The sequence below is a fragment of the Allotabrizicola aquatica (SeqCode) genome (genome assembly GCF_965194375.1).
GTDB classification, from domain to species: Bacteria; Pseudomonadota; Alphaproteobacteria; order Rhodobacterales; family Rhodobacteraceae; genus Tabrizicola_A; species Tabrizicola_A aquatica.
Map to the genome: position 1 here is coordinate 97231 of NZ_CBDAEL010000003.1, position 16300 is coordinate 113530.

Annotated in this window: 18 protein-coding genes and 1 pseudogene; 2 read left to right on the forward strand and 17 right to left on the reverse strand. The window is 64.6% G+C overall.

Annotated elements, in window-relative coordinates:
* Nucleotides 1-8: 8 nt before the first annotated feature.
* Both AC72UB_RS05785 and AC72UB_RS05790 read left to right on the forward strand, forming a co-directional pair.
* Complete coding sequence (locus AC72UB_RS05785; RefSeq protein WP_505188935.1) at nt 9-1388, forward strand: pyruvate dehydrogenase complex E1 component subunit beta; 1380 nt, start codon at nt 9-11, stop codon at nt 1386-1388.
* Nucleotides 1389-1399: 11 nt separating this feature from the next.
* Nucleotides 1400-2698 carry a pyruvate dehydrogenase complex dihydrolipoamide acetyltransferase gene (locus AC72UB_RS05790; protein ID WP_505188936.1) on the forward strand — a complete coding sequence of 433 codons (1299 nt, stop codon included), beginning with the start codon at nt 1400-1402 and terminating at the stop codon, nt 2696-2698.
* A 134-nt stretch (nt 2699-2832) separates the two neighbouring features.
* Here AC72UB_RS05790 and cysE read toward each other — a convergent pair whose 3' ends face one another.
* From cysE to AC72UB_RS05875, 17 genes and pseudogenes are all read right to left on the reverse strand, one after another.
* Complete coding sequence (cysE, locus tag AC72UB_RS05795; protein WP_463290406.1) at nt 2833-3645, reverse strand: serine O-acetyltransferase; 813 nt, start codon at nt 3643-3645, stop codon at nt 2833-2835.
* Nucleotides 3584-3988: a DUF7742 family protein gene (locus AC72UB_RS05800; RefSeq protein ID WP_505188937.1), complete on the reverse strand. Its 405-nt coding sequence runs from the start codon at nt 3986-3988 to the stop codon at nt 3584-3586. Before AC72UB_RS05800 ends, cysE begins: the two co-directional genes overlap by 62 nt.
* 4 nt (nt 3989-3992) lie before the next feature.
* A pseudogene (locus AC72UB_RS05805) lies at nt 3993-7885 on the reverse strand (baseplate multidomain protein megatron).
* A 13-nt stretch (nt 7886-7898) separates the two neighbouring features.
* The gene (locus tag AC72UB_RS05810; RefSeq protein ID WP_505188938.1) at nt 7899-8330 is read right to left on the reverse strand and encodes an NlpC/P60 family protein; all 432 of its coding nucleotides are present in this window, start codon (nt 8328-8330) and stop codon (nt 7899-7901) included.
* Complete coding sequence (locus AC72UB_RS05815) at nt 8327-9214, reverse strand: phage/gene transfer agent baseplate hub protein (RefSeq protein ID WP_505188939.1); 888 nt, start codon at nt 9212-9214, stop codon at nt 8327-8329. Before AC72UB_RS05815 ends, AC72UB_RS05810 begins: the two co-directional genes overlap by 4 nt.
* Complete coding sequence (locus tag AC72UB_RS05820) at nt 9211-9843, reverse strand: phage distal tail protein, Rcc01695 family (RefSeq protein ID WP_505188940.1); 633 nt, start codon at nt 9841-9843, stop codon at nt 9211-9213. Before AC72UB_RS05820 ends, AC72UB_RS05815 begins: the two co-directional genes overlap by 4 nt.
* 12 nt (nt 9844-9855) lie before the next feature.
* The gene (locus AC72UB_RS05825; RefSeq protein ID WP_505188941.1) at nt 9856-10509 is read right to left on the reverse strand and encodes an RcGTA-type gene transfer agent tail tape measure protein; all 654 of its coding nucleotides are present in this window, start codon (nt 10507-10509) and stop codon (nt 9856-9858) included.
* On the reverse strand, nt 10496-10705 hold the full coding sequence (locus AC72UB_RS05830) for a rcc01693 family protein (protein WP_505188942.1): 210 nt from the start codon (nt 10703-10705) through the stop codon (nt 10496-10498). The genes AC72UB_RS05825 and AC72UB_RS05830 overlap by 14 nt, the downstream gene beginning before the upstream one ends.
* Complete coding sequence (locus AC72UB_RS05835) at nt 10702-11022, reverse strand: gene transfer agent family protein (protein ID WP_463290398.1); 321 nt, start codon at nt 11020-11022, stop codon at nt 10702-10704. Before AC72UB_RS05835 ends, AC72UB_RS05830 begins: the two co-directional genes overlap by 4 nt.
* Nucleotides 11023-11034: 12 nt before the next feature.
* Nucleotides 11035-11448 (reverse strand): phage major tail protein, TP901-1 family, encoded by a 414-nt coding sequence (locus AC72UB_RS05840; protein WP_505188943.1) that lies wholly within the window; start codon nt 11446-11448, stop codon nt 11035-11037.
* 51 nt (nt 11449-11499) lie between these two features.
* Nucleotides 11500-11898 (reverse strand): DUF3168 domain-containing protein, encoded by a 399-nt coding sequence (locus AC72UB_RS05845; RefSeq protein WP_505188944.1) that lies wholly within the window; start codon nt 11896-11898, stop codon nt 11500-11502.
* A complete protein-coding gene (locus tag AC72UB_RS05850; protein WP_463290395.1) occupies nt 11895-12245 on the reverse strand; it encodes a head-tail adaptor protein in 351 nt (116 codons plus the stop codon). The genes AC72UB_RS05845 and AC72UB_RS05850 overlap by 4 nt, the downstream gene beginning before the upstream one ends.
* Nucleotides 12242-12838 (reverse strand): head-tail connector protein, encoded by a 597-nt coding sequence (locus AC72UB_RS05855; protein WP_505189134.1) that lies wholly within the window; start codon nt 12836-12838, stop codon nt 12242-12244. The genes AC72UB_RS05850 and AC72UB_RS05855 overlap by 4 nt, the downstream gene beginning before the upstream one ends.
* A 97-nt stretch (nt 12839-12935) precedes the next feature.
* A complete protein-coding gene (locus AC72UB_RS05860) occupies nt 12936-14144 on the reverse strand; it encodes a phage major capsid protein (RefSeq protein ID WP_505188945.1) in 1209 nt (402 codons plus the stop codon).
* A gap of 36 nt (nt 14145-14180) precedes the next feature.
* The gene (locus tag AC72UB_RS05865) at nt 14181-14717 is read right to left on the reverse strand and encodes an HK97 family phage prohead protease (RefSeq protein ID WP_505189135.1); all 537 of its coding nucleotides are present in this window, start codon (nt 14715-14717) and stop codon (nt 14181-14183) included.
* 49 nt (nt 14718-14766) lie between these two features.
* Nucleotides 14767-15009: a GTA head formation protein, RCAP_rcc01685 family gene (locus AC72UB_RS05870; protein WP_505188946.1), complete on the reverse strand. Its 243-nt coding sequence runs from the start codon at nt 15007-15009 to the stop codon at nt 14767-14769.
* A complete protein-coding gene (locus AC72UB_RS05875) occupies nt 15006-16262 on the reverse strand; it encodes a phage portal protein (protein ID WP_505188947.1) in 1257 nt (418 codons plus the stop codon). The genes AC72UB_RS05870 and AC72UB_RS05875 overlap by 4 nt, the downstream gene beginning before the upstream one ends.
* Nucleotides 16263-16300 lie beyond the last annotated feature (38 nt).

Below are 16300 nucleotides of genomic sequence, written 5' to 3' on the forward strand. Positions count from 1 at the left end.
GAGAGACCATGGCAACCGAAGTATTGATGCCCGCCCTGTCCCCGACGATGGAGGAAGGCACGCTGGCCAAATGGCTGGTGAAGGAAGGCGACACCGTCAAATCTGGCCAGATCCTGGCCGAGATCGAGACCGACAAGGCGACGATGGAGTTTGAGGCGGTGGATGAGGGGGTGATCGGCAAGCTGCTGGTGGCCGAAGGCACCGCCAATGTGAAGGTGAACACGCCGATTGCGGTGCTGGTGGAGGAAGGTGAGAGCGTTTCGGCGTCCCCTGCGGCCTCCTCGTCCGCCTCTGGCGGCTCGTCGGTGGCCCCTGCCCCGATGGCGGCGGCTCCGGTGGCCGCAGTTGCGGCGGCCCCGGTCGCCGTGGTCTCAAAAGCCAGCCCTGATTGGGCGCCGGGCACACCGATGAAGACCATGACCGTGCGGGAAGCGCTGCGCGAGGCGATGGCCGAGGAGATGCGCGCCAACCCGAACGTGTTCCTGATGGGCGAAGAGGTGGGCGAGTATCAAGGGGCTTACAAGATCTCGCAGGGCCTCTTGGATGAGTTCGGCCCCAAGCGCGTGATCGACACGCCGATCACTGAAATTGGCTTTACCGGCATTGCGGTGGGTGCTGCATGGGGTGGATTGAACCCGATTGTCGAGTTCATGACCTTTAACTTTGCCATGCAAGCGATTGACCACATCATCAACTCGGCCGCCAAGACCAATTACATGTCGGGTGGCCAAGTTCCCTGCCCGATCGTGTTCCGCGGCGCCAATGGTGCGGCGGCGCGGGTTGGCGCGCAGCATTCTCAGGATTACGCGGCGTGGTATTCGGCCATTCCGGGCCTGCGCGTTGTGATGCCTTACTCGGCGTCGGATGCGAAGGGGCTGCTCAAGATGGCCATCCGGGACCCGAACCCGGTGGTGTTCTTGGAAAATGAGATCCTCTACGGGCAGTCTTTCGAGGTGCCGGATCTGCCCGATTTCACCATTCCCTTTGGCAAGGCGCGGGTCTGGCGTGAGGGCAGCGATGTGACCATCGTGTCCTTTGGGATTGGCATGCGCTATGCGCTGGAAGCAGCGGATATCCTTGCGAAAGATGGGATTTCGGCCGAGGTGATCGATCTGCGCACGCTGCGCCCGATTGACTATGACACGGTGATTGCAAGCGTGCAGAAAACCAACCGTTGCGTGACGGTGGAAGAGGGCTTCCCTGTGGGGTCCATCGGCGATCACATGGCAAGCACGATCATGCAGCGCGCGTTTGATTATCTGGATGCGCCTGTCGTGACCTGCACCGGCAAGGATGTGCCGATGCCCTATGCGGCGAACCTTGAGAAACTGGCGCTGGTGACGACGGCTGAGGTCGTCGCTGCCGTCAAATCCGTTTGCTACCGGTAAGGGAGGGGAACATGGCTGTGGAAATTCTGATGCCCGCGCTGTCTCCAACCATGGAGGAGGGCACGCTGGCCAAGTGGCTGGTAAAAGAGGGCGATGTGGTGAAGTCTGGGCAGGTGATTGCCGAGATTGAGACCGACAAGGCCACGATGGAGTTTGAGGCGGTGGATGAAGGCACTATCGGCCAGATTCTGGTGGCCGAGGGCACGGCAGGCGTCAAGGTGAACACCGCAATTGCCGTTTTGCTGGAAGAGGGCGAGGCGGCGGGTGCGGCTGTGGCCAAGCCTGCGGCGGCTACCCCGGTTGTGGCTGTTGCGGCGGCTACCGTGTCGGTTGCTGCGCCTGTTGCGGCTGCGGTGGCTCCGGTGGCGGCTGGCGCGCGGGTGTTTGCATCGCCCCTTGCGCGGCGAATTGCCAAGGAAAAGGGGCTGGACCTGAGACGGGTTGCCGGCTCGGGTCCGCATGGGCGCATTGTGCGGGCGGATGTTGAGAGGGCAAGCCCGGTGGCGGCAGTGGCTTCGGCGGCAGCGCCAGCGGCGGTTACCGCAACGGCGGCCCCGACCAAGGCGGCGATGCCCACGGGCATGGCGGCGGAAACCGTGATGAAGATGTACGCGGACCGCGCCTTCACCGAGGTGCCCTTGGACGGCATGCGCCGCACGGTGGCGGCGCGTCTGACCGAAGCCAAGCAGACCATCCCGCATTTCTATCTGCGCCGCGAGGTGCGGCTGGATGCGCTGATGGCCTTCCGCGAGCAGTTGAATAAGGGTCTCGAGGCGCGAGGCGTCAAGCTGTCAGTCAATGACTTCATCATCAAGGCTTCTGCGATTGCCTTGCAGGCGGTGCCGGGGGCCAACCGGGTTTGGGCCGGCGACCGGATGCTGCAGCTGACGCCGTCGGATGTGGCTGTGGCCGTGGCGGTTGAGGGGGGGCTCTTTACCCCTGTGCTGCGCGATGCGGAGACCAAGACACTCTCGGCGCTCTCGGCTGAGATGAAGGATCTCGCGGCGCGGGCCAAGTCAAAAAAGCTGGCGCCGCAGGAATATCAGGGCGGGTCGTTCGCGATTTCCAACCTTGGAATGATGGGGATCGAGAACTTTGACGCCGTGATCAATCCGCCGCATGGGTCAATCTTGGCCGTTGGGGCGGGGATCAAAAAGCCGGTTGTTCAGGCGGACGGGTCGATTGGCGTGGCGACGGTCATGTCGATGACGCTGTCGGTCGATCACCGGGTGATCGACGGGGCCTTGGGGGCGGAGTTCCTTAAGGTGATCGTGGAGTGCTTGGAAAACCCGATCTCGATGCTGGTCTGATCGCACTCCAATAAAACAAAAAGAGCGGGCAACAGGGCCCACTCTTTTCATGTAAGCTCTATGGATTGCCCCGCCCCTTCATCTGTTCCCAAATATCCTCGGGGGGTCCGGGGGGCGAAGCGCCCCCGGGGGTGTCAGCAGTCGCAGTCTTTCAACCGCTGATCCATGGTAACCGACGGGGTATCGCATCCCGCCTCGCCCACGATGCGGGCGGGAACCCCGGCGACGGTCTTGCAGGGCGGCACGTCTTGCAGCACGACAGAGCCTGCCGCGATGCGGGTGCAATAGCCGATCTCGATATTGCCCAGAACCTTTGCCCCGGCCCCGATCAACACGCCATTCCCGATCTTGGGGTGACGGTCGCCATCTTCCTTGCCCGTGCCGCCCAAGGTGACGGAATGCAGCATCGAGACATTGTCGCCGACGACCGCCGTCTCACCGATGACGATGGAATGGGCGTGGTCAATCATCAGTCCGCGCCCGATGCGGGCGGCGGGGTGGATGTCGACGCCGAACACCTCGGACACCCGCATCTGGACGAAATAGGCCATGTCGCGGCGGCCTTGTTGCCACAGCCAATGGCCGATGCGATACGCCTGAACCGCCTGAAATCCCTTGAAGAACAGGATCGGCTGGATGAAGCGGTGGCAGGCCGGATCACGGTCATAGATCGCCATGATATCGGCGCGGGCGGCCTGACCGATCTCGCTGTCTTCGGCATAGGCCTCATCGGCGATTTCGCGCAGGATTTGCTCGCTCATCTCGCCCGAGGCGAGTTTCAGCGAAAAGCGGTAGGCCAGCGCGCGTTCCATCGTCGGATGGTGCAAGAGGCTGGAATGGACCAAACCGCCCAACAAGGGCTCGGCCTTGACCATTTCGGAGGCCTCATCGCAGACGCGCGACCAGACCGGATCGACCGCTGTCAGTTTTGCTTTGATTTCTGCCATGATCATCTCCCAGTTCGGGGGGAGTATAACACAGGCCAGTATCGGGTGACAAACCATGTCGGCGTATGGCGGCGTCTTGGCGGAACGCAGCCACCGCCAAGGCCATCACGGCCAATGCCTGCAGGCAGAGCGGGCGGCCTGTCGGGGCCGCATCGCCCAGCGCGCGGGCCATCAGGCTGCCATTGCCCCAGCGCGGATGCGGCACGCCAAAGCGGCGCATGAAGTGGTGGGCGGCGTGGGCCTCGTGCAACAGGCGGTGCGCGAGACCGGGCCGCTCGGGGTGTGGGACCAGAGCCAAGCGCCCAGCCCCCGCCAAGAGATCATCGAGAAGGCAGGCACGCATCGGGTTAGCCGAGCGTCAGCGCCCGCGCCGGGCCTGCGCCAAAGCTGGCCGAGACCTGCGCCACCTCGATCCTTGTCAGCGGTCCTGCCCCGTCCACCGCTTGCAGCGCGGCGGGATAGGTCCAGCCCGGTTGCATTGTGCTCACTTCGCGCAACAGCGTAGCGCCAGAGAATACCTGCAGACGATAGCGCTCGCTCTCTTCGCCCAAAGGCACCTCAATCGACTGCCAGCTGTCGCCGTCGATCCGGGTCCGGCGGATCCAGTTAAGGTCGATGTCCGCGCCCAGCGCGCCGCGCTTTTTCAGATGGCAGACCGAGTAGGGCCGCAGCCCGTTGCCCTGAAACGCGGCGTTCAGTGCGACGACCCCCTCGGCATCAAAGCCGCGCGTGGCGTCGCCGACGCGGTAATGGCGCACCAAGCCGCGGGCCGATTGTGGCAGGGTGATCTGGCGCAGGGCCGCGTCGAGAAGCACCACCGTGCTGCCAGCAGGCCAAAGATCGGGCATCAGCCCGTCGGTGCCAAGTTGGCCCCGCAAGCGGGTGTGGATCTCATAGGTCCCCGGTGCCACCAGCACGGCATCGGCGAATTGCAGCACCTCCCACAGGTCGGCGCTGCCGTCGCCGATGGCCAGCGCATTTCCCCCTGCCAACACCGAAAGCGCATCGGCCGAGGACAGCTGCCCGGACCCCAACCGGATGCGCAGGGCCGGGCCGCGCTCCCATCGCCCGGCCTGACCACGGGCGAGCGCGGTCTCGGTCACGCCCACAATCGCAGGACGGTTGAGAAGGGTGTTGAGTGTGAAACCCGCCTCGGTCGGTGAGGACCAGAGCGCCACCTGCCCCGGCCAAGGGCTGGCCGCCACCGCCAGATGCGGCACATGCGGCTGTTCCGAACCTGTCAGCAAGGGCAGGTCCAGAAATACCGGATAGGGCGGCAAAGGGGGTTGGTAGGGCTTCCAGCTGGTCGCCTCGGGGTCGATCCTGGGGTCGCGGTAGACCGAAGGGTCAATGCGCACCGCCTCAATGTTTTGCATCGCGGTCAACTCGCAGCGATCCACCCGGTAGCGTTTGCCCGCCACCTCGATCACCGATCCGGCCCCGATCTCGCGGCGCGAGGGTGGCAGGCCCAGCCGCAGGCTGTCACGGGCCAGACGCGCCTCAATCAGCCAACGCTCGGCCATGGCTGCGGCCTCGGCCCGTGTCAGGGCCAAGGGCAGATCGCTTTGTGCCACGGAGGCCCCTGTGGCGTCGGGCAGGCTTGCAGCCACGGCACGCACCGCAAAGTCGCTTTCGGCCTCGAGATAGATCAGGCGCAGATGGTCATGCGTCTCGGTCTCTCCCAGCCGCGTTGCCTCAAGACCCGCATCAGCACCCTCCATCAGGGCAAGGCTCTCGGGGGTCAAAGGCGTCGGGGCAAGCCCGGTGCGGCGCAGAAAGCTCATGCGCCCCTCGCGTTCCACCGCATCGACCGAGGCGGCCTGCAACATCGGCTGCAAAACGGCACGGGCCGAGGCAACGTCGGTCACATGATACCCCCGCACCACACCATGGGCGCGGGTAGTGTCGACGTTGCTGAGACGTGCCGCAACGCAGACATCCTCGATCACGGCGGCCAGCGACTGATTGGCCGATCGCCCGTTCAACCAATGCCCGGCCTCAAAGTTTCCGCCATCGCTCCACAGCGTCTGGTTCAAGGGAAAGGCCGGGAACGGCCGGGCATCCCAAGCCCAAGCAAGGGAACGGTCAAAATCCAGCATCGACCCAGCATAGGCCAAAGAGGCGGGGTTGTTGGCCGGATCACGCCAGAACCGCGCCATGGCGGTGTAATAGGCCATCTGCACCAGATCATCACGCTGGCCGGTCGAGAACTTGGGCAGCGCGGATTCCGAAGATTTCGGATCCAGAAACTTGTTGGGCTGATTGGTGCCCTTGTCGATGGCTGCACAGCCATATTCGACAAAACGGAAGGGCTTGGATTGCGGCACCCAAGGGGTGGGCGTGGATTGGCGCACCCCGGCAATGCGCGGATGGTGCTGCGACAGCCACCAATTGCGCAAATCCTTATAGCGGTAGACCCAAGGCTCGTCATGGGCGCCATCGGTGATGGGGGTGCGGGTTTGCGCGGCCTCATCGAGCTCATTGGCGTAATACCAGTCAAACCCCTCGCCGCCCGCGATATTGGCGATCAGGTAATCGGGGTCATAAAGGGATTGCCATGCGCTGTCGGCATGCACCTCTCCTTCGCGCCATTCGGACAAGGGCATGTAATTGTCGATGCCGATGAAGTCGATGTTGGCGTTGGCCCATAGGGGATCAAGGTGGAAGTAGACGTTGTTGCCGACATGATAACCGAAATACTCCGACCAATCCGCGGCATAGGACAGCTTGCAGGTCGGCCCCAGAATGGTGCGCACCTCGGCGGCCAGCGCGATCAAGGCCGTCACTGCCGGAAAGCTGTCGCCCGCCCCCCGGATCTGCGTCAGCCCCCGCATTTCTGAGCCGATGCAGAACGCCTCGACCCCGCCGGCCGCCGCACAAAGCATGGCGTTGTGCAGGATGAAGCGTCGATAGCTCCATTCATTCGGTCCGCTATAGCTGATCGTGGTGCCCGACAGCGAAAAATGTGCCGCCGTGGCCGTGCCGATAAAGGCTGCCACCTCGGCCGCAGCGGTGGCGGTACGGTCCGGGGTGCCAGCAAGGCCCGGCGCCAGCGAGGTGGTGATGCGCCCGCGCCAGGGCAGCTTTGGCTGGCCCACATGCCCGGTCCAGGGGTTTACAAGGCTATTGCCCTCCAACTGGTCCATCAGGATGAAGGGGTAGAAGGTCACGTCCTTTCCCGCGGCTTTCATTGCGACAATTGCCTCGATGACGGCCTGATCGGTCGGCGTGCCGCCATAGATCGAGCGCCCCCCCACCTTGGGCACTTCCTCGGCCATGGCCCGGGTGATACCGCCCGACCGCCACGGCATGCCAACGCCGTCCAGCGTTTTTTGTTCCACCTTCGGTCGAATTGTGCATTGCCCACAGCGCAGATCATCGCCGAACCACGACACCACCAAAGAGGCCGCCCCCACCCCCGGCATCTCTTCGGTCAACTGCTCCAGCGACAGCGCAAAGTCGGTCTGGTCGGTTGGCATGTTCACATTAGCCGTGCGGTTCTGGCCGGGACCGGTCTGGTAATGCACAGGCGTTGTTGCCAACGAGTATTCGCCCGTGCCCGGAATCACGCAAACACCCGAGATGCTGGCCGCCAACTCCTCAACCCGCGCTCCGGCAGCGGTCTGTGCCGGACGCACCACCTCAAAGCTGAACTGCGGCACCCGGTTGCCAAAGGCCGAAAGATCGAGATCCTCGATCACCACATAGGCATCCCGCGATAGGCCGGCGCATTGCCCGCGCCCTCGACCGCCGCAATCTTGGGATCGGCAAGCTGCGTCTCGGTCCCTTTGTAGACCCGCAGGGTCAGCGTGTTGGTGGCTATCTCGTTGCCATCGGCCCAGATCCGACCCACGCGGCGGATTTCGCCTTCGCAAAGCGCAATCGAAAGGCTGACCGAATAGCTGTATTGCGTCACCCGGCCCCCACCGCCGCCCTTGCCGCTGCCGGTCTCGGACACCGTTTCGCGAAAGCGCGTCGCCCAGATGACCTGCCCCCCCAGCCGCACCCGGCCCCAGGCCCGCGTGACCGCCGCACCTTCGCTGGCCCCGGTCAGGCGAAAGCGCTCGACCCGGCCCACCTCCACTGCCTCGGACCCTGCCCCAAGGAGGCGCTGGTCAATGACCTGGCCCAGCGTGGCCCCGATGGCCCGGCCAATCACCGCCCCTGACAGGCCCAGCACCGTGCCGCCGAACCCCGCCCCGACGGCCGCTCCGACTGCTGACAAAAGGATGGTCGCCATGATTCAGGCTCCTTCAAGGAAAACGAAAAACGGCGGCGATCTTGCGCAGCCAAGGCCCCGACAGCGGCGAGATCACAACCCCATGACCGCTGTAGGCATGAATGAACGCGGGTACAGAGCCCGTTTCGGCCAGAATGCCCAGATGCTTAGCCACCGCCCCGGGCCGCATGCGAAACAGCAAGATGTCGCCGGGCACCTCTTGGCCCGGCACCACGGGCTGCAAGATCGCCTGCGCGGCCTGCAACAGCACCTCCTGCCCGGTCGGCTCGCCCCAGTCTGCGGTGTAGGCTGGCACAATGCGCGGCTCATCGCCGTGAATCTCGCGCCAGATACCGCGCAAAAGGCCCAGACAATCCGTGCCCGCACCTTTACAACTCGCCTGATGGCGATAGGGCGTGCCCAGCCAGTCACGGGCACGCGCCAGAACCTCGTCATTGCGGGTCATCCCTGCAGGCTCCCCCCGTCATTCACAGTGCCCGAGACGGGGTACGAGGTCAGCCAATCCTCCCCCGGTACATGGGGAAAGCCACGAAAGTTCAGGAAATTCGCAAACTTCGTCTGGCAGGTCGCCGCGCGCCGATCACAACCGGCAATCAGCCGAATGCTGTCGCCCGCGCCCAACACCGCACCCGTGCCGTGCCAAAGGTCCACCACCCGGCCCGTCGCGGTCAGCCGGTCGGCCTTGACCATCACCGACATGCCGGCCGAGGCCCCGCTTAGCACCTCGATCTGGCCCCGCTCGAACCACTGATCGGCAAAGCCGGTCAGACCCTCGATCCTGATCCGGCCCAGCACATCAATCTCGGCAATCGGCGCGCTGGCCCGATAGGCCGGCAGGCCAAGGTTCACCCCACAGCGCGCATCCCCCAGAACCGCGCCACAGCCCGCCTGATAGACCAACCCCTGTGCTTGGTTCAGCCGCTCGCTTAGGCCCCGCAGTTCCACCCGAAAGGCACCAGCCTTGCGCGTTACCTCACCGAAATTGCCGCGAAACTCGGTCACCCGCGCGCTCACATCGGCCCAATTCACCAGCCAGCTTTGCACTTCGGCCCCGTCAAAGCGCCCCTCCGCCAGATCTTCCTCGCCGATCGAGACATCCGACAAGGCCCCCACCGCCTCGGAATTGTCCACCGACAGGCCCGTCGTCTGCTGGAAGGCCCCAGCCGACAGCCCGCTGGCCGCCTTGAACACATGCCCCTCAAAGGTCAGATCGCGGTCATGGTCGGTAAAGCCATAGGTCTCGCCATCCTTGCGCGTCACCAGCCAGCAATGACAGACCGTGGTGATGCCGTCGCCCAGATGCTGATAAAGCGCCTCACGCCCGCTCATAGCCGCACCTCGATCACCGGCACATCCGGCACCTCACCCGCCTTGAACGAGGCCAGCGACACTGCGATGCGGTCGGTGTCGAACCGCACCGGCACATCAAACTCAAACCCCGCCGTGACCTGCGCACCAATGTCAGGGGGCGTGACAAAGCTCACAAGCCCGGTCGTCGCATCGACCGTGAACTCCACCCCTTCCACCTTGGGATCATATGCAATCGCAACCGTCACCGTGCCCGCCACGGGCTTGGCAATCGGGCGCCAATAGTCCTGAGACCCTGACAGATACCGCTTGCGCAGCTGGAACGTCGTCCGCACCCCATCGCCAGCGCCCAAGATCTGATCCACAGGCCCGGTCGCCGCCGAAGGGAGCGAAGATTTCCAATCCGCCCAATCCTTCCAGCGAAAGGCGTGCAAAGGCCCGCGACGCGCCTCGAAGAACGCGATCAGCGCCTCCAGATCATCAAGCGACCGCAGCCCCATCCCCGCGTCATAGCGCCGACGCGAATGTTCCCAGGGCGTGTTGCGCTCCTCGTGGCCATTGGCCAGCGTCACAATTTCGGTGCGCCGCTCGGGCCCGCCCAGCGCGCCGAACGAACGGTTCGCCGGAAAGCGGATGTCGTGAAATGCCATGGTCCTGCCCCCTCAGCGGTTTCTTTGCCCACGCGCCAGCATCCGCTGGGCCTGGGCGGCGATCTGGGTCTGACTGCGTTGAAAGCCCTGCACATCAGGGGTCGTGATATTCATCACCACCGTCACAGGCCGTGCCGATCCCGTCGCCTGCACACCCAACCGGCCATCCGCCCCGCGCGCCAAGGGCATGATCGCCTCTGGCCCCGCTTCACCCATCAACCCCGTGGCGCCCCGCATCGGAAAGGCCGTGGCCTGTGCCACCACACCGCCCTTGGCAAAGGGCATCACTCGGCCCTGGGCAAAGGCACCGCCCTTTTCAAAGGGCATCAAACCACCCAAAAGCCCGTTCAACCCTTGCGCCAGTGCGCCACCCAGCGCGTTCTGCACCGGCCTCATCGCCACGCCATAGATCGTGTCGGCCATAGTCCGCGCCACACCGCGCAGCGCATCCGACAGCTTGACCCCATCAAACACCAGCCCATCGAAAGCCCGCCGCAAGCCGCCACCGATCCCCGAGGACAGCGTGTTCACCTCGCGCCCCGTGAACACCAGACTGTCGCGCATCCGCGCCAACTCGCCATCAAAGGCCGCCACCATCCCCGCACTGCCGGCCAATGTGGCCTCAAGTGCGGCGATCTGGTCTTGCAGCTCGTCAATCTCTGCCATGATCCTTGCCCTTTCCCTGATCAGGATATGCCGCAGCCAGTTCTTCCAGCCGCGCCCGCGTCAAAGGCGGCACCGTCGCCTCTGCGCCCAACATGATCCGCAACTCCACCGGACTAAGCCGCCAGAACTGATCAGGCGTCAGGCCCAAGCGGCCCATCCCGGCCCGCATCAGCCCCGGCCAATCGATCCCGCTCATGCCTCGCCCGGCAGCTGGAACGCCCGTGCGAGCAACTCTGCCGCCACCCGCGCCGCCGCAACCGGCCCGCCAGCAATCTCGGCGGTGCGCAAATCGGCGGCCGTGCCTTGCCAGCCCCCGCCCCGCAGCCCCGCCACAACCAGCGCCAGCACATCGCGTGTGGTAAAGGCTCGCGTCTCGAACCGCTCCACCAGCTCCATCAACGACCCCGCCTCCAGCGCGGCCTCCAACTCGGCCAGCGTGCCCAGGGTCAGCTTGGCCACATGGCGCTGCCCATCCAGCACAATCGCCACCTCACCGGCATAGGGGTTGGCCATCCGCCCGCCCCCTTACAGCGCGACAAAGGTCAAAAGACCGGCCGAGGCGAGGCTGATCTCATAAGTCGCCTCGCCATTGTGGCTGCCGGCATATTCGATGCTGGTGATCTGGAACGGCCCCTCGATGGTGCCGAAATCCGGAACCACCACCTGAAAATCCGGGGTTTCGGCATCAAAGAAAATCTGCCGCGCCCGCCCATCCGTTGCAGCATCGCGAAAGACGCCCGAGCCCGAGATCGAGGCCGACTTCACCCCAGCCCCCGCCAGCAATTCCCGCCAGCCGCCCGCACTTTCCAGACTGGTGACATCCACCTGATCGGCGTTCAAGCTGAACCGCTGCGCGCGCAACCCCGCCAGCGTCTGAAACTGCCCGTCCCCAACCATATCGACCTTGATCAACAGGTCTTTGCCGTTCTGCACCGCCATGTCTCATCTCCTTAACCGCCAAAAGGCCGCGCCCTTGGCTGTGAAAATCCGCTAAAGCTCCACCCGCGCCCGAAACGTCATGTCGATGCGCCGCGTGGAGCCCTCCTCCAGCCGCCGCGCTACGGCGCGCTGGAAATTGATCGACACCAGATGCCCCGTCGTCAGGCTAAGCCCCCCCGTCAACACCGCCGCCGAAGCGGCCGAGGCCACCGATTTCGCGGTCAAGAACCCCGTCGCATCGCTGATGACGCTGATGGTGAAGCGGTGCTCCGCCCCCGCCCCCGTGCCATCCGACTGATCCACCGCCACTTCGGGGCCGATCAAAATGAAGGTGCCGGGCGTGGTGCCGGGGGGCATGGCATCAACGATGCTCACCCCCGAAAGCGCAGGTGCCGCACTTAACGCCCCGTAAATGATCGCCTGCAAGGCCGCTGCCGCTGCATAGCTCATGCCGGATCCTCCTCACGGGCAAAACAGGTCAGATACTGGCCACGCGGGCCCTCTTCGGTCACGGCCAGCAAGGTGAACACCCGCGCCCCATCCCGCAGCCGATCCTCAGGCCGAGGCCGCGCCGTAGACCCTACCGGCGCGCCGCGCACGGTGATGCGGTAAGGCACTTGCGCTGCACGCACCTCGACCCCTGCCGCCTCGCGCCCCGCCCCGGGCGTCAGCGCGGCCCACAAAACACCCCGCACCACCCAGGTCAGCTGAAACCCACCCGCCCCATCGGCCACCCGCGTGGGCGCCTCCAAGACCATCCGGCGATCCAGACGCGGCGTCTTTCGAGGGGCGCTCATGGCTTACCCCCCAAGATCCGCACGGTGCGCCAGCGCTCAATCAACGCCTGCACCGCAAAGGGCAGCCCCGCCTGCCCCCCATCTCCGGGCTGGCGCGTCTCATAATACTCAGCCGCCAGCAGCATCACCGCCTGCGCCAGATCCACCGGCACCTCGGCCCATGTCGCGCCAAAGCCTGCGTCAAATACCACCTCGGCGCGTCCATCCATCGGCACGACGGGCAACAAGACCCCCACCGCCACAAGCTTTGGCCGATGCATGTCCGGCACCAGCCGATAACGCGCGGGCTCCACCACCGTGGCCGCACCCTGCACATCCAGAACCGTGACCGACACCACCGAACTCACCGGTGCCACCGGCAAGGGCTGCTCGCCTGCCCCGCGCCAATCCTGAAGCTCCAACTTGAACCGCCGGGCGATCAGCATCTTGCCGATCCGCCCCTCCACCACCGCAATCGCGGCGCGCAGATAGGCCTCGATCAACCCATCCTGCAGCCCATCCTCGGTGAACCCCGACCCCAGCCGCAAATGGTCTTTCAACCCTTGCACGGGCAGGGCCGCAACGGGGACCGTCGTCATTTCCGTCAGCATCATCTTCAGATCCTTTGCCATCAGCCCCAAAGGCCCGTTTCGAACCCGCGCGCGCCAATAGATCCGGCCCCCTCACAGGGGCCGGACCCGCAGCCTCGCCTTACGAGACCGCGACACGCAGCAGCTTGATCGCTGCAAAGTCGGTGACATCCCCACCAACGCGCTTGTTGGCGTAGAACAGCACGTTCGGCTTGGCCGAGAAGGGATCGCGCAGGATGCGCAGATCGGGGCGTTCGGCGATCGTGTAGCCAGCGGTGAAATCGCCAAAGGCGATGGGGTGGCTGTTGGCCGCCACATCCGGCATGTCCTCGCAGATCAGCACCGGATAGCCCATCAGACGCGCGGGCTCCCCGGCCTGCAGGCTGTCGCCCCACATGAAGCGACCATCGGCATCCTTCATCTTGCGCACCGCACCTGCGGTTTTCGAATTCATGATGAAGGTGCCATTGGCGCGGTAATCCGCCCCCAGCGCATAGACCAGATTCACGATGCAATCGCTGGCATTGGTGGTGGCAAAATCCGCTGCAGCGCCCGTCGGGATGTAGCCCAGATTGCCCCAGGTCCAGGACGCATTGGCCACCTTCGGCGGCAACAAAATCCCGCGCGGCTTGTCCACACCATCCCCGTTGATAAAGGCCGCAGCCTCGGCACGAATAAAGCGCGTGGCGATCTTGCCAGCCAGCCAGCCCTCAACGTCAAAGGCGGTGTCATCCAGCAACCGCTGGCTTGCCTTAGGCATGGCCGACAGCTCATGCAACTTGATCGAAATGCGATCAATCAACGGGGTCGCGGTTTCCGCCTGCGGCGCCACTTCCGTCGCCCAGCCCGAACCGACCTCCGACCGATCAATCAGCACGTCAAACGACGTCGCATCCACCTGCACCACATTGGCCGCAGCCCGCAAGCTAGAGGTCGACACCAGCATTGAGCGAATGGTCTCGGCGGTCTGCGGATCGACCAGATAGCCGCCATCAGCGGCCACTGCGGTCGACAAGGCCTTGCCCTCCAAGACAAGGCCACGCAGGCCATCATCATCGCCCGAACGCAAGTAGGCGCCAAAGGCCTTCTTGTGGGGCACTTCCACCTCGGCACTGGTGGCCAGTGCAGGGCGGCCAAAAGTCATCTGTTTGCGATCCAGCATGGTCAAACGCTCTTCCTGATGTTGCAACGATTGTTTCACTTCACCCTGAAAGCCCTTGAAGGCGTTCAGAAATCCAACCAGAGCGGTTTTCACTTCCGCACCCGGAGTTTGGGCCGATTGGGTGGCCATAGGCACACCTTCCCCGGCCCGAGCCTTCGTCTCGGTCATTCCATTCATCCTTTGGTTTGGTCGTAAAAACCGGGCCTAGGGCCGCCCGGCCATGGCCTCTGCCGCTTCGGTCAAAGCCTGCGCCAGACTGCGCCAGATCTCGGCCTCAGGCAGGTCGCCCTTGGCCGCCACCCGCGCTTCGGGAAGCATCGGAAAGGTCACCAAGGACACCTCCCAAAGCTCCAACTCCTGCAAAAGGCGCTGCCCCTTGCCATCGCGTTCCGCCTTTACGGTGCGGTAGCCAATCGACAACCCGTCAATCGCGCCCGCCGCCAAAAGGGCCGCCGCCTCGCGGCCCTTCTCCACATCGAGCAACAAGCGCCCCTTGACCCAAAGGCCCGTGGCATCCTCGCGCACCTCATCCCAAATGCCGATCGGCTGGGCCGGGTCATGCTGCCACAGCATCTTGACCGCCCTCCCGCCCGCCGCCAATCGCTTGAGGCTGGCCGCATAGGCGCCCTTCAGCACCACATCGCCGCCCTGATCGCGCTTGCCAAAGAGGCTGGCATAGCCCTCGATCCCGTGGCCCTCGGTCAGCCGCAGGCCCATCCTGGCCCCTGCCACCGCCTGCATGTCTTTGCGTTCAAGCTCACCCGCAATCGTCATCTCACACCTCACCGTTCTACCTAGTGGCCGCCTGGATCAAAGCCTCGGCCATCTGCGCCAACAAAAACGCGGCCACCCCGTAAACCCCCAGCCAGATGCGCTTTTCCAACCGCTCCAGCACCGCATCAATCTGGCCCAGCCGCCATTCCAGCGCTGCCCAACGCTCCTCGGCCACCCGCTCATTCGCCTCGATCCGGGCCGCCGCGGCGTCAAAACTGTCGTAGACAAAGCGCGACCCGCTTTCGCCCGGCTTTCTCACGCCTCACCATCCTCCACCACTCCCGCCTCAGGCAGGCGCGGCAAACCCAGCAAAGCCCGCTTTTCGACCGACGTCAGGAAATCCGCCGCCCCCACCCGCGCCCATTGCTGATCACGCTCCACCGCCAAGGCCGGAATCTGGTCCAGATCGGGCCGCAACTCCACCGCCTCGCCCGTAAACCCCGACAGCCAATGCGACACCCCCGCCGCCACCCGCTGCACCAAGGGCAGCACGGTCAGCCGGTAAAATGCGCGGTTCGCCTCCTGGTAATTGGCATAGGTCGCATCCCCCGGAATCCCCATCAGCATCGGCGGCACGCCAAAGGCGATGGCAATCTCCCGCGCCGCCGCCTGTTTGGTCTGGTGAAACTCCATGTCGCTGGGGCTGAACCCCATCGGCTTCCAGTCAAGCCCGCCTTCCAACAGCATCGGACGGCCCGCATTCTTGGCCCCCTGATGATGGTTTTCCATCTCACTCAACAGCCGGTCATATTGGTCATTGCTCAAATGGCTCTGCCCATCTGCACCTCTGTACACAATCGCCCCTGAGGGCCGCGCGGCATTGTCCAACAACGCCTTTGACCAAGCACTCGCGCTGGTATGGACATCCAAAGCCACCGCCGCCGCCTGCAAGGGGCTGAACCCGTAATGGTCATCCTGCGGATGGAAGGTTTTGATATGGCAAATGGGCTGCGCGTCGATGCTCATGGCAAAACGGTGCGTGCGCCCCGACACGGTGTAATCATAAGCCACCGGCCAGCCATCCGCCCCCGGCACCAGCGCCATCCGGTCGGATCGCAGCACATGCAACTCCCCCGGAAGCGCGCCCACCCCCGGCACCGCCTCGATATAGGCATTGCCCGACAACAAGAGATGCCCGTAAACCGCCTCAAACAGCTCCGCGCGCCCCTGCACACCATTGGGGCGGCGGATCAAGTCCAGCACCGGGTGCGCCTCATAGCGCCGCTCGGCATCCTGCAAAACCAGGGGAAGCGCCGCCGCCGCCTCGGCAATCAGCTTGACCGCGCGAAAGCCGATCGGGTTGCCCTGAAACCCCGACCGCGCCAAGCTCACCGCATCGCGCGGGCTCCACGCCACCCGGCCTGAGGAGCCAAAGGCCACCACGCGCCCCGTGGCCGAGGCTTTTGCCTCGGTCACGAAGCCTCCAGCATGGGCCGAGGCCTTTGCCTCGGTCACACTCGCCGCAGCCGCCTTCTCCGCCCCCGGCGCGCGCTTCAGGAAATCGAACACCATCTCGCAAAGCTCCTTTGTCGCGTGCCCCGCAAAAGGCC